The 12,656-nt window shown below is 57.8% G+C and carries 12 protein-coding genes; 4 read left to right on the top strand and 8 right to left on the bottom strand.

From position 1 onward, the window contains the following. Positions 1-13: 13 nt before the first annotated feature. The 4 genes from CFB02_RS00430 to CFB02_RS00415 form a co-directional block, all read right to left on the bottom strand. Entirely contained in the window at positions 14-2,089 is a 2,076-nt protein-coding gene (locus CFB02_RS00430) for a TonB-dependent receptor family protein (RefSeq protein WP_088556370.1), read from the bottom strand. A gap of 101 nt (positions 2,090-2,190) precedes the next feature. Continuing rightward, positions 2,191-2,928, bottom strand: coding sequence for an LrgB family protein (locus tag CFB02_RS00425; protein ID WP_088556369.1), 738 nt, complete (start codon positions 2,926-2,928; stop codon positions 2,191-2,193). Next, positions 2,921-3,301 (bottom strand): CidA/LrgA family protein, encoded by a 381-nt coding sequence (locus CFB02_RS00420; protein ID WP_088556367.1) that lies wholly within the window; start codon positions 3,299-3,301, stop codon positions 2,921-2,923. Before CFB02_RS00420 ends, CFB02_RS00425 begins: the two co-directional genes overlap by 8 nt. A gap of 15 nt (positions 3,302-3,316) precedes the next feature. Beyond that, positions 3,317-4,201, bottom strand: a complete 885-nt coding sequence (locus CFB02_RS00415; RefSeq protein WP_088556366.1) for a bile acid:sodium symporter family protein — start codon at positions 4,199-4,201, stop codon at positions 3,317-3,319. A gap of 216 nt (positions 4,202-4,417) precedes the next feature. Between CFB02_RS00415 and CFB02_RS00410 the strand changes: the two genes are divergently transcribed. Then, complete coding sequence (locus tag CFB02_RS00410; RefSeq protein WP_088556364.1) at positions 4,418-5,887, top strand: WS/DGAT/MGAT family O-acyltransferase; 1,470 nt, start codon at positions 4,418-4,420, stop codon at positions 5,885-5,887. 12 nt (positions 5,888-5,899) lie between these two features. Here CFB02_RS00410 and CFB02_RS00405 read toward each other — a convergent pair whose 3' ends face one another. Next, positions 5,900-6,526 carry a TetR family transcriptional regulator gene (locus CFB02_RS00405; protein ID WP_014578194.1) on the bottom strand — a complete coding sequence of 209 codons (627 nt, stop codon included), beginning with the start codon at positions 6,524-6,526 and terminating at the stop codon, positions 5,900-5,902. 196 nt (positions 6,527-6,722) lie between these two features. Between CFB02_RS00405 and CFB02_RS00400 the strand changes: the two genes are divergently transcribed. Beyond that, positions 6,723-7,826, top strand: coding sequence for a ferredoxin reductase (locus CFB02_RS00400; RefSeq protein ID WP_227519279.1), 1,104 nt, complete (start codon positions 6,723-6,725; stop codon positions 7,824-7,826). Between the two features lie 54 nt (positions 7,827-7,880). Further along, on the top strand, positions 7,881-8,954 hold the full coding sequence (locus CFB02_RS00395) for a fatty acid desaturase family protein (RefSeq protein ID WP_088556361.1): 1,074 nt from the start codon (positions 7,881-7,883) through the stop codon (positions 8,952-8,954). 43 nt (positions 8,955-8,997) lie between these two features. Here the strand turns inward: CFB02_RS00395 and CFB02_RS00390 are convergent, their stop codons facing one another. Both CFB02_RS00390 and CFB02_RS00385 read right to left on the bottom strand, forming a co-directional pair. After that, positions 8,998-9,435, bottom strand: a complete 438-nt coding sequence (locus CFB02_RS00390) for an RrF2 family transcriptional regulator (protein ID WP_014578197.1) — start codon at positions 9,433-9,435, stop codon at positions 8,998-9,000. Between the two features lie 28 nt (positions 9,436-9,463). After that, a complete protein-coding gene (locus CFB02_RS00385; protein WP_227519278.1) occupies positions 9,464-9,901 on the bottom strand; it encodes a YbaN family protein in 438 nt (145 codons plus the stop codon). A 107-nt stretch (positions 9,902-10,008) separates the two neighbouring features. Here CFB02_RS00385 and moaA point away from each other — a divergent pair, with 107 nt between their 5' ends. Continuing rightward, on the top strand, positions 10,009-11,001 hold the full coding sequence (gene moaA, locus CFB02_RS00380) for a GTP 3',8-cyclase MoaA (protein WP_088556357.1): 993 nt from the start codon (positions 10,009-10,011) through the stop codon (positions 10,999-11,001). Between the two features lie 60 nt (positions 11,002-11,061). Here the strand turns inward: moaA and hemN are convergent, their stop codons facing one another. Continuing rightward, on the bottom strand, positions 11,062-12,480 hold the full coding sequence (gene hemN / locus CFB02_RS00375; protein ID WP_088559116.1) for an oxygen-independent coproporphyrinogen III oxidase: 1,419 nt from the start codon (positions 12,478-12,480) through the stop codon (positions 11,062-11,064). Between the last annotated feature and the right edge of the window lie 176 nt (positions 12,481-12,656).

Here is a 12,656-nt window from a genome sequence, read left to right as displayed (position 1 = left end):
TTGTTATCGCCCCTCAGAATACCCATTCCAGGCCCGCATAAAAAGTTCTTCCCGGGGCAGGTTCGAAATAGCCCCGGTCTTCCACAGGGCGGTTCGCATTGGCATTTATCCGCACGTTACTGAAGTAGTCCTGATCCAGCAGATTGCGGATCCCGGCATACAGGTTCAGGGTCTGATCCGCTATCCGTACTGAATTGCCGGCACGTATACCGACCAGCCAATAGTCACTCACCAGGGTCTGGTTGCTGTTTTCGGCGTAGAACTCGCCTACATACTGCCACTCCAGAGCCGCGAAACGACCGGCTGAACCGCGCCACTCCAGCTCGCTCACCCAGAGCTGCTCCGGCAGACCCGGAATAGCGTTGCCGCTGGCGTCGTTGCCCTGCTCATCCACAAAGTCCCTTAGCTCGTAATCCGCCAGGGTCAGCGCGCTGGTTACCCGCCAGGCGTAAGAAAGGTCCCAGGCCAGACCCAGTTCAAAGCCATTGCGACGGGTTTCACCGGCGTTTTCGTAGAAGGTCTGATCGCCCACGTTAAAGGGCAGGATCTCGTCCTCCACCCGGATTGAGAACAGGGCCATGTCATAGCTGAGGCCACGGCCAAGCATGCCGCGCATACCCAGCTCACGATTCAATGCCTGCTGCGGCTCCAGCTCGGGATTGAAGCCGCCGCCATTCGGATTCGCAAACTCGGTAAAGGTGGGTGACTCGAACGCCGTACCGACGGTGGCGTATACCTGGTGCGCTGGTGCCAGTTTGTAGCTGATACCGGCAACGCCACTGTATTCCCGGAAAGTCCGGTTGCCCGAATCATCGTTACCGTCTTGCAGCCAGTCGTCATCAATGGCCAGACGCAACCGGTCGAATCGCACGCCAAGGGAGACGTTGAGTGCGTCGCTCAGCGCCAGGTCGCCCTGGCCAAACACCGCCACATTGGTAGCACTCTGGTTTTCCGCCTGGGTCTGGCCGGTGATATCGCCATCGATAGACACCGAATAGCGGCGCCGGTCGTCGGACTGATGGTGAACATCCAGGCCGGTAACCCACACTAGGGGCAATCCGGCCAGAGTCGATTCCTGCTGGTACTGGGAACTGATGCCGTAAAAGTGCCGGTCGTAGGCTATGCGGCTGCTTCCGGGAAACGGCAACTGCTGCGCGAAATCCCGGTGGGTGTAGAAGGTGTCGAGGGTGAGTTGGCCGGGAAGGACGCCCGAGTCTTCAAATCTTACACCCAGGGTCTGCTGGTTCACGGTCTGGCTGCTGTCCAGCCTCTTGGCCAATGCGGTGGCCTGCTCCGGATCTTCTTCGGCCTGGGCCAGGGTGAGCCCGCCCGGATCTTCGGATTTGGGGTTATGCAGCGCGTTGAATGTGGCGGTCACCCGCCGCCCAAAATCCAGATCCCGCGCCACACGGGCGTTGAACAGGGCTTTTTCTGCCTTGCTCTGTTCCCGATGGCCATCAAAGGTCAGCCAGGAAAGCGTGGCTATACCGCTGGTATCACCATCAACGCCATTTCCCTGTATCGCGGCCTTGCGATAGTCGTCACTGCCGCCATCAAGCCGCAGGCGACCGCCCTGGGGCAACTCATCACCCAACGCCGTGGAAATATCGATCACACCGCCCGCGGCGTTCCCATACTGAACCGAGGCAGGCCCCCGAATGACCTCGATTCGCTGAGCGGAATCCAGATCAATAGCATCAATCTGCGACTGACCATCGGGCAGCGTGTAGGGGATGCCATCCACCTGAATCCGGATACCCCGAATACCGAAGGGCGCTCTGGCACCAAATCCGCGAGTAGACAATCTTAGATTCTGGGCGAAGTTGTAGCGGTTCTGAAAGAACAGGCCCGGGACGGTATTGAGTGATTCATCCAGTTGCAGGCGCTGCTGGCCCTCACGGATATCGGGTGCGTTGATGACAGAGACCGCCGCGGGCGTTTCGTACAGATCCCGAACCAGTCTTGGTGACGTTACTTGAAGCACCAGCTCCTCATCGTTGCGCAATGACGACTGTGCAATCGCTGGAAGCGAGCTCGACATCCACACCGGTGACAGAACAAGCACTGCCAGGTAGTTATTCCTGCTCAAGGGGCCTCCTCAGGGTTCGCTTATCAAGGTTTCTCTTGATAACGGGTACGCCAGCGATGGGGAAATGGAGTTATCCCATTGAATCCATCGGAAGAGCCGGCTCAGGCGGGGATCCAGGCTTCAAGCAGATCGACCAGCCAGGGCACGAGCAAGGCGGTAGCGAAGGCGGAAAGCGCCATCGCAAGCCCGGAAAAAGCACCCATCTGCGAACTTACCTGAAACGCCCGGGCGGTCCCGATACCATGTGCCGCAACACCCATGGCGATACCTTTGGCGGTGTCATCACGAACCCGGATCCACTCAAAGAGCTTGGTGCCCAGAACAGCGCCCGTGATGCCCGTGACAACAACCAATACGGCAGTCAGCGATGGAAGGCCGCCAATTTTTTCGGAAATCCCCATGGCCACCGGCGCCGTTGCCGATTTCGGGGCCAGGGACATCTGGATCTCCGTGGAGCCGCCCAGAAGACGGGCCAGGCCAATGGAGCTGCCAGCGGCGATCACCACGCCGCAAAAGAGCGAAATGGTCACCGGCAACCACAGCTGCCTAAGCCTGGAAAACTGCTGATACAGGGGGACGGCCAACGCCACCGTGGCCGGCCCCAGCAGAAAGTGAACAAACTGGCCGCCTTCGAAATAATCGCTGTAGGAGGTGCCTGTTGCCAGCAGCAGGATAATGAGCATGGCGACGGAGGTGACCACCGGGTTGGCCAGAGGGTTGGAGTTGGTTTTCAGATACAGCCGGTAGGCCAGGCCATAGGCGACCAGGGTGATCGTGAGCCCCAATAGCGGTGATGCGGAGAGATATACCCAGATGTCTTGCAGGCCCGGCTCATTCATCGCCGCCCTCCTTTTCAGCAAGCGGCTTGGCAAACCAGCGGGTGGTTACCTGCATGATCAGCGCGGTGGCAACCATGGTAATCACGGTACTTAACAACAGCGCCAGGGTTATCGGAAGCCACTCGTCGGCGATGCGGCCAAAGTGCGCCATCATGCCCACGCCAGCGGGAACAAACAGAAGCGAGAGATGACTGAGCAAGGCCGTGGACGCCTGATCGACAGACTCCGGCGCCTTGCCCCGTATCATCAAAGTTACGAACAGCATCACCATGCCAAGTACGGGCCCGGGGATGGGAACACCGAGCAATCGCACTGTAATCTCCCCTACCAACTGGTAGACAAGCAGAAGGGTAATGCCGTTCAGGAACTGCATAACGCAGGACTCCAGTCAGTTTTTGCTCTGTACCGTCGAAATGGGAATGATGCTTCGACCATACATGGCGAGAACAAAGCCGATGGGGAACATCAGCACTCCGTAGACCGCAGCCGGGATCGACATGGCGCTGGATTCCAGCAGCGTCAGGGTGACCATGAGGGCAATGGTGCCGTTCTTTACACCCAGCTCCACCGCGACGGCCAGGGATTCCCGCTGGGTCAGACCCGCCACCCGGCCGGCCGCCAGACCGAGACCAATACCGGCCAGATTCAACAGGATGGTTGCCGGCCCCGCCTGCTTCAGGAGCTCCCAGATCTGGTCGCGAACCCCGTACACCAGCGCCACAATCAGCACCGCCAGAACAATGCCGCCGAAGATACTCACAATGCCCTCGGCCTTGCGGGCAACTTCCGGCTTACGGGTACGAACCACCATCCCGATGGCGACCGGGAAGAGCACGATGCCAATCAGCATGCCCACGGTTTTCCAGACCGGCAGCACAATGTCTTCCTCGGTTCCCATGTAGTGCTGAAGGGCAATATTGGTAAACAGCGGCAGGGTAAGAATGGTGATCAGGCTGGCGCTGACGGTCAGTACTATGGAGAGGGCAATGTTTCCCCGCGAAAGCAGCACAAACAGATTCGAGGTGGTGCCTCCAGGGCAGGCGGCGATGATCACCAGTCCGACCGCTATGGCCGGCGGAACCGCCAGCAACGTGGCCAGCATGAAGGCGATGAGGGGCATGACGAGAATCTGGGCAATGGTGCCGACGATCATCCCTTTCGGATACACCGCCACCTGGCGGAAGTCTCGTATCGTCAGGGTCATGCCGATACCGATCATTATGATGAACAGAGCAATCGGCAGACCTGCCGAGATAAGCGGGCTGGATTCCACAACGCCTCCGGATGTTTTTGTTTTTACTGCAACCAACCGATGAAAAGTAGCACACACTCGCCTCTTTCGGGAGACTAAAACGGCAAAGGTTAAAGGCGATAAGGCACTGCAAAACCGGGGAACTTTATGACCTGAAACATCGTGTCACGAAGCAGTTGCAAGTATACTTGCAACAGATAACTAAAATACGTGGATACTGGTGGAGACACGCAAGGAATGAAACGCCTGGGAACGCTGGATGCCTCTTGGCTGGCCGTAGAATCTGAAGACACCCCCATGCATGTGGGCAACCTGCAGATCTTTTCGCTACCGGAGGGCGCGCCTGAAACCTTCCTCCGGGACATGGTGACCCGCATGAAGGAAACCGGCGATGTCGCGCCCCCCTGGGGTTTAAAGCTTGCCTGGGCCGGGCTGTTGGGTCGGGTACTGGCGCCGGGCTGGAAAGTCGACAAGAAAATCGATCTAGATTACCACGTGCGTCACTCAGCACTGCCGCGCCCCGGCGGTGAACGGGAACTGGGCATACTGGTATCGCGCCTGCACTCCAACCCCCTGGATTTTGCCCGCCCACTCTGGGAATGCCACGTTATCGAGGGCCTCGAGAACAACCGTTTTGCGCTCTACACCAAGATGCATCATTCCATGATTGATGGCATCAGTGGTGTACGCCTGATGCAACGGGTACTGACAACCGATCCCGACAAACGGGACATGCCGCCACCCTGGTCGGTTCGGCCGGAGCGCCGTCGCGGCAGCAAATCCGATTCCGAGGCCAGCGTGCCCGGTGCGGTTTCACAGGCCATGGATGCCCTGAAATTGCAGGCAGATATGGCACCGCGTCTGCTGCAGGCGGGCAACCGGCTGGTGCATTCGGTCCGCCACCCCGAGGACGGTCTGACGGCGCCGTTCACCGGGCCCGTCTCCAAGATCAATCACCGGGTTACCGGCCAGCGCCGGTTTGCCACCCAGCATTATCAGCTCGACAGGATCAAGGAGCTTGCCCACGTTTCCGGCGCTTCCCTTAACGATATCGTTCTGTACCTGTGCGGAACTGCCCTCAGGCGTTTTCTGCTGGAACAGGATGAACTGCCGGACGTTCCCCTCACCGCTGGCATACCGGTCAACATCCGGCCGTCCGATGACGAAGGGACAGGCACCCAGATCAGTTTCATGATCTCTTCGCTTGCGACCGACGAAGCGGATCCACTGACCCGCCTGCAAAACATCAAGTCATCCACCCGCAGGGCGAAAGAGCATCTCCAGAAGTTGCCCAAAAGCGCGCTCACCCAGTACACCATGCTCCTGATGTCGCCTTATATACTTCAGCTGATGTCCGGCCTTGGCGGTCGCATGCGGCCGGTATTCAACGTCACGATTTCCAATGTGCCGGGGCCCCAGAGAACGCTGTACTACGAGGGAGCGAAACTGGAGGCCATGTACCCTGTCTCGCTGATCACTCACGGGGGCGCTTTGAATATCACCTGCCTGAGCTATGACGGTTCACTGAACTTCGGGTACACGGGTTGCAGGGATACCCTGCCAAGCATGCAGAGACTTGCGGTTTACACGGGTGAAGCACTGGACGAACTGGAAAGCCTGATTCTTCCGCCAAAGGCCAAACCGAAAGCTGCGGCCAAGCCCAGCGCGCCGCGCAAACAGCCGACGAAAAAGAATAAAGCGGACTGATACAACGGACAATCAGCCCGCGCTCTGCCAGTGGGCGGCGCCCACGAAAATCAGTTGCAGGAAGCGGGTGGTCCGCTTCCTGATCTGCTCAATCTGGTAGTCGTCGTCGGCGGATACGCCGAGCAGATCGGTCAGGCTGAAGGCGACACTGCGCACCACCAGATCACAGGTCATGTCCAGATCCTGATCGGTCAGATGGTCCACCAGCCTCAACCTGCGCAGGTCATTGGCAAGCTCACTGGCAAAGAAACGCATCTCGCTCCGGATACCTTCCTGCACCGCCCTGCTCTCACCGGCCAGCCCCTGGGCCATGAACAGAAAGAAACTCCGGTTGGCCTGCGCGTGGCTTATGAAGATGGCCACCGACTCTTCAATCAGTTTGTCCGCCTGCAACACATTCGCCCGGGCTTCTCGCATCATCCTGCGTAGCACCAGGCCCAGTTCATCCACAAGCTGCAACCCAAGGTCGTCCATATTGCGGAAATGCCGGTAAAACGAGGTGGGCACCACGCCTGCCTGACGTGTCACCTCCCGGATACCAAGACTGGCGAAATGCCTGCCCTTGCCTACCAGGGTTAACGCCGCGGTCATCAGTTTCTCGCGGGTTTCACCGGGCTTTCTTCGCTGTTTTTCCGCCATCTCGGGTCCGTACTGCCTGCCATTAGCCAATGGCTCACAAGTGTACACAGTCGTAAAAATAAAAGTACAGAATGCTTGTCATTTTGAGCCATTACGAGCTCTGCCGTTGTCAGCCCCCGTTGTCGTGTGTACATTCGTACACATTAGTGAACACTTGTACACAAGGACAGAAGCAAGCCTCAGGGAGGCAATGATCATGTTAGCGAAACAGACCCAGCAAAAAGCTCTTCACTGGCTCGGCAGGCAGCTATTCAACCGGGATGACCCGCAAGCGTTTTTTGACCCACTGCTGGAACGCATCAACCCCATGTGGGTACAAGAGTACACACCAGCCAGAGTGGAGCAGATCCTCTCTGAAACTCGGGACACCAAAACCCTGGTATTGAAACCCGCCAGACGCTGGTCGGGTTTCAGCGCGGGCCAACATGTGAACATCTGTGTTGAAATTGATGGAATCCGCCGAAACCGTACGTTCAGTCTCTCGAGCTCACCTCTGCTCTGGCAGGAACAGGGACTGGTCACGCTGACCATCAAACGCCTTCCCGGTGGCCTGGTGACCAACTGGTTCCACGATCACCTGCACACGGGTGCGGTCATCGGTCTGGGTGAGGCCTTTGGCGAGTTTCAGATACCCGAACCGGCCCGACCGGTGCTGTTCATTGCCGGTGGCAGCGGCATCACGCCAGTGCTGAGCCAGCTTGAGACCATGGCGGCCCGGGATTACCGGGCACCGGTGACATTGCTGTATTTCGTCAGAACCCGTGATGACGTTATCGCCCGGGAGAAACTGCTGGCCCTGGAGGCACGTTATAGCGCCCTCACGCTTAACATCATCGCCACCAACGAGTCCAGGGAACCTCGCTACCTGCGTGACCAGGATCTGGATGCAGTGCCGGGCATCAAGGCCCGGCAGGTCTATCTGTGCGGCCCCAAAGGCCTGATGGATCTGGCCCACGGCCTACTCTCCGAGAGGGGCTTTGCTGACGCGGATATCCACAGCACGTTCTTCTCCGTGCCAGTTGCCGATCTTGGAAAAGAAACACTCGGTGGTGAGGTTCAGTTTGAGAGCAGCCAGATGATGGTCGGTTCCGAGGGCGATACCACCCTGCTGGAAATCGCCGAGGCCGCCGGACTGACCCCGCGCCACGGATGCCGCATGGGCATCTGCCACCAGTGCAGTTGCCGGAAAACCACGGGTACCGTCATCAACCGTCTGACCGGCCAGGCTTCCGGCCCCGGCGAGGAGACTGTCCAACTTTGTATCTCCGTTCCCCGCGGCCCGGTCTCACTCGACCTTTAAGAACCCACACCCGATTTTATCGCGGGGCCTGAGTGCACCGCAGGGAGTATGACCATGAAAAAGATGACCGAAGCGCAACTCGCAGAACTTGAAACAGATCTGAACGCAATCCGGGATGAGGTTCTGGCGGACCTCGGCGGACGGGACGCACGTTACATCCGGAGGATGGTCCGGCTGCACCGGAGTCTCGAAGCCGGTGGCCGGATCATGATGCCGTTCGGCTTCCTGCCGCCGGTGTTCGTTGCTGCCACGGCGACCCTGGGCATTGCCAAGATCCTGGAAAATATGGAGATCGGCCACAATGTCATGCACGGCCAGTATGACTGGATGAACGACCCGAGCCTGCACTCTCAGACCTACGAGTGGGATACGGTGTGCACGGGTGATTCCTGGCGCCGCACCCACAACTATGAGCATCACACCTACACCAACATCATTGGCAAGGACCGTGACTACGGCTACGCCTTGCTGCGACTGACCGATGACGAGCCCTGGAAACCCTGGCACACGCTGCAGTTCATCAATTACATTCTGCTGAGCGTGTTCTTTCAGTGGGGCGTGGGGCTGCACGAACTGGAAACCGAGAAACTGCGGAGCCGGGAAATCAGCTGGCGGGAAAAACTGCCGTTCCTGAAGCAATTCGCACGTAAGGGTGGCCGCCAGGCCTTCAAGGATTACGTGTTCTTTCCGCTGCTCACCTTGCCGGTGGCGCCTGTCGTTCTGACGGGAAATGTTGGCGCCAACCTGATCCGCAACCTCTGGTCATCCACCGTGATTTTCTGCGGCCATTTCACCCAGGACGCGGAAACCTTTACCGAGGAGGAGTGTGAGGGCGAGAGCAAAGGCCACTGGTATCTGCGCCAACTCACCGGGTCTTCAAACTTCACAGGTGGCCGTTGGCTGCACATCCTGAGTGGGCACCTCAGTTACCAGGTAGAGCATCACGTGTTTCCTGACCTGCCTGCCCACCGATATCCGGAAATTTCCGGGAAAGTGCAGGCAGTGTGTCAAAAGCACGGCATACACTACAACACCGGCAGTTTTGCCAGTCAGTACGGAACAGTCATCAAGAGGATACTGAGGCACTCCCTGCCCGGAAAGATGGCTGGGCTTGCCAGAGCTGCCTGACCGGGTTTAACCGGCCAGGCAAGCGAAAGGGGACCTGGCCGGTTCAGGCTATCTGAAGCAATCTCAAAAGCTGGGGTCTGTGCTGTTCCTGAATGACATCGGCAAGCGTGTACTTGTCGAGCACCTCCAGAAACGCTTTCAACGCTTCCCCAAACATTGATTTGAGACCGCACACCGGCGTTATCTTGCACGCATTCTTGGAGGAGAAGCACTCCACGATGCTCAGATCCTGTTCGGTTTCCCGTACCAGGATGCCAATGCTGATATCCGAGGGGGAACGATGCAGACGCATGCCACCCTTTTTGCCACGGATAGTCTCGATATAGCCTTTCTTGTTCAACTGGTGCACCACCTTCATAAGGTGGTTTTTGGAAATATCATAACTGTCGGCGATTTCCTGTATGGTCGCCAGACGATCACCCTGTACTGCCAGATAAATCAGCACTCGAAGTGAATAATCCGTGTAACGGGTGATGTGCATTCAAAGCTCCAGTCGTTATGACAATCGTTCAGTAAGAAGGGCGGGTCACCAGGTAACATGCGGTGCCGCATAAAAACACGCCAGAAATCCCCAGCACCAAACCGGAAGCGCCCAACGCAAACAGCATGCACCAACTGAGCGCCATCATGCTGCACGCCAACACCTTTGCCCTTGTCGGCACCGCCCTGCGTGTGCGCCACTGATCAATGGCCGGCCCAAACCTCGGGTGATCTTCAAGCCACTGAGCAAAGGCTGGCGATCCCTTGCTGGCAAAAAACGCGGCCAACAGAACAAAGATCGTCGTGGGCATAAGCGGCAAAACCACCCCGGCAAATGCCAGACCGATTGATATATACGCAAGAATGCGAAATCCGGTTTTCCCGATACGATCGCCCATCACGGCGCTCTCACTACTGTTGATAATTGCATTTAGTCTACAACGATAGAACCAATGGGTCTCTAGCAAACAGGAACTCTCAGGCTTACGCCCGAAGGGTATCGGAATTGGTGATCCAATCTGCAATACTTGGGCTATACTGAGGTTAAAAAACAATCGGCAACAGGACCCTCCCGATGTCCCAGAACAAGCTGACAGACCGTTTTGGTCGCACTGTCAATTACGTGCGTCTGTCCGTCACTGACCGTTGCGACTTCCGCTGCGTGTACTGCATGGCCGAGGATATGACCTTTCTGCCCCGTCAGCAGGTTCTCACCCTCGAAGAGATCGCTCGCGTTGCCCGTAGCTTTGTAGACCTCGGTACCGAAAAAATCCGTCTGACCGGCGGTGAACCGATGGTCCGAAAGGACATTCTGGAGCTGGTCAAGGAAATCGGTACCTACGGCTTGCGCGACTTCGCCATGACTACCAATGGCAGCCAGCTCGCGACCATGGCAGAGCCTCTGCGCAAGGCGGGGATGCACCGCCTGAACATCAGTCTGGATTCTCTGGACCCCGACAAATTCCACAACATCACCCGCACCGGCAAACTCTCGCAGGTTCTGGACGGTATTGATGCTGCCCGGGAGGCCGGATTCCGGGGCATCAAGATCAATACTGTGGTCATGAAAGGCCGCAACGATGAAGAGGTGCCTGAGCTGGTCGAGTTCGCCCGGAAAAAGCAGGTGGACATTACCTTTATTGAAGAGATGCCCCTGGGCGAGATTTCCGAGCACGATCGGGGTCTGGCGCTGTGCACCAGCGAGGAAGTGCGGGACATTATCCGCAAGCACCACGAGCTGATTCCGGCAACCGAGGACTCCGGCGGTCCAGCCCGTTACTACCGGATGGAGGATAGCGAGACCCGAGTTGGTTTCATTTCTCCCCATTCCCACAACTTCTGCTCCACCTGCAATCGGGTGAGGGTAACCGTTGAGGGTCGATTGCTCCTTTGTCTCGGTAACGAGCATTCAGTCGATCTGATGCGCGTCTTGCGTGGCAACCCGGTGACCGATGACAAACTCCGTGAGACCATCATCAACGCCATGGATCTGAAGCCGGAGCGGCATCACTTTTCAGCGAATGGCGATGTGCAGATTCTCCGCTTTATGAACATGACTGGCGGCTAAAAACGTCAACAAACCCGGAACAGGCCGCGTCCGCCCAACCTGTTCCGCACACCAACCACGTCAAATAATCCGCGAGAACCGCTGGCTGGCGCCCTCTTTGCGGTACAGATCAAAAATCTGGCAGATCGCCCGGATCAGCAACCGCCCTGCGGGCTGAACCTGCAGTGCATTGCCATCATCGGCAATCAATTCATCCTGAACCATGGGCTTCAGACGGCTGAGCTCATCGGCAAAATAACGGTTCAGATCTTCGTTCCAGACGTCTGCGAACAGCTGGCGATCCAGACGAAACTGGCAGATCAGCTGGCCGATCACCCAGCGGCGGATGCGGTCGTCCCGGGACAGGTTCACGCCTTTGATGATCGCCAGTTGGCCGGCATCGATGGCCGCTTCCCAGGAAGGCAGGTCGTGATTGTTCTGGAAATAGGCGTCGTCGGTCTGACCGATGGCGGAAACACCCAGGGACACAAGATCGCATTCGGAGTGGGTGGTGTAGCCCTGGAAATTACGGTGCAGGCGTCCCTCCCGCTGCGCAACGGCCAGGCTGTCATCCGGCTTGGCGAAGTGGTCCATACCGATGTATTCGTAGCCGGCCTCCAGAAGGCGGTTGATGGTGTTGTGCAGGATGGTCAGCTTCTGCTGGGGGCTGGGCAAAGTATCGCCCTGAATCCGGGTCTGCGGATAAAAACGCTCCGGCAGGTGGGCATAGCTGAACACCGACAGCCGGTCCGGCGACATCTCGATCACCGCCTCCAGCGTCTCCGCAAAGCTCTCCGGCGTCTGGTACGGCAGGCCGTAGATCAGATCCAGGTTGATAGAGCGAAAGCCGATTCGTCTGGCCTCGTTAAGCACGGTTTCGGTCATGGCCCGGGGCTGGATGCGGTTGACCGCTTTCTGAACCTCCGGGTTTACATCCTGTACCCCCAGGCTGATCCGGTTAAAGCCGAGGTTCCAAAGGGTTGGCAGGGTATCCTGATCCACTTCCCGCGGGTCAATCTCCACACTGTAATCCCGCTCCTCACCGGTTTGCAGGTTGAACAGCTCCCCGTAACCCGCCATCAGGTGTTCCATCACATCTTTTGGTAAAAACGTGGGGGTACCGCCGCCCCAGTGCAGCTGGGTCACTGGCCGGTCGGCCCCGAACAGTTTTGACTGGATGGCCGCCTCTTTCAGCACCCGCTCCACGTAGGGCATGGCCTTGTCACGCTTTTTGGTGATGACCTTATTACAGGCGCAGTAGTAGCAGAGGTGCGCGCAGAACGGCAGATGGGTGTAGAGCGACAGCGGACGACCACTGGCCTTGCTGCGAGCCGCGGCTTTGACCATATCTTCAATAGGGTAGTTCTGGTTGAACTCGACGGCCGTGGGATAGGAGGTGTACCTCGGGCCGCTCAAGTCGTAGCGGCGGATCAGGGCGTCATCCCAGATGAATTCTGGCAGTGTAGCGTCTTGGGCTTTGAGTGCGGATGTGGGGGTCATGTCAAACTCGGGGTTAGATAAAATCGGGGCCATTCTAAGGCAATCCCTGTCGCCTCTTTTTGATGCGTGTCAGCTGAACGTTGGTTTCAGTTTACCAAGGCTGCATATGAACCACCCTTGGGCTGTTGGCGTACTTGGTTTACCCCTTTGTGGGCATAGCCCGCAGCTTACTGATT

The sequence above is a fragment of the Marinobacter sp. es.042 genome (genome assembly GCF_900188315.1).
Taxonomy (GTDB): Bacteria; Pseudomonadota; Gammaproteobacteria; order Pseudomonadales; family Oleiphilaceae; genus Marinobacter.
Note: the sequence above shows the minus strand (reverse complement) of the source record. Positions and strands in the feature narration are given on the sequence as shown.

Bases quoted from the DNA above. Each gene is read 5' to 3' on its own strand.
- CFB02_RS00405 (WP_014578194.1), bottom strand. From the start codon at position 6,526: ATGGCGGAAAAACAGCGAAGAAAGCCCGGTGAAACCCGCGAGAAACTG.
- CFB02_RS00410 (WP_088556364.1), top strand. From the start codon at position 4,418: ATGAAACGCCTGGGAACGCTGGATGCCTCTTGGCTGGCCGTAGAATCT.
- hemN (WP_088559116.1), bottom strand. From the start codon at position 12,480: ATGACCCCCACATCCGCACTCAAAGCCCAAGACGCTACACTGCCAGAA.
- CFB02_RS00420 (WP_088556367.1), bottom strand. From the start codon at position 3,301: ATGCAGTTCCTGAACGGCATTACCCTTCTGCTTGTCTACCAGTTGGTA.
- CFB02_RS00395 (WP_088556361.1), top strand. From the start codon at position 7,881: ATGAAAAAGATGACCGAAGCGCAACTCGCAGAACTTGAAACAGATCTG.
- CFB02_RS00400 (WP_227519279.1), top strand. From the start codon at position 6,723: ATGTTAGCGAAACAGACCCAGCAAAAAGCTCTTCACTGGCTCGGCAGG.
- moaA (WP_088556357.1), top strand. From the start codon at position 10,009: ATGTCCCAGAACAAGCTGACAGACCGTTTTGGTCGCACTGTCAATTAC.
- CFB02_RS00390 (WP_014578197.1), bottom strand. From the start codon at position 9,435: ATGCACATCACCCGTTACACGGATTATTCACTTCGAGTGCTGATTTAT.
- CFB02_RS00425 (WP_088556369.1), bottom strand. From the start codon at position 2,928: ATGAATGAGCCGGGCCTGCAAGACATCTGGGTATATCTCTCCGCATCA.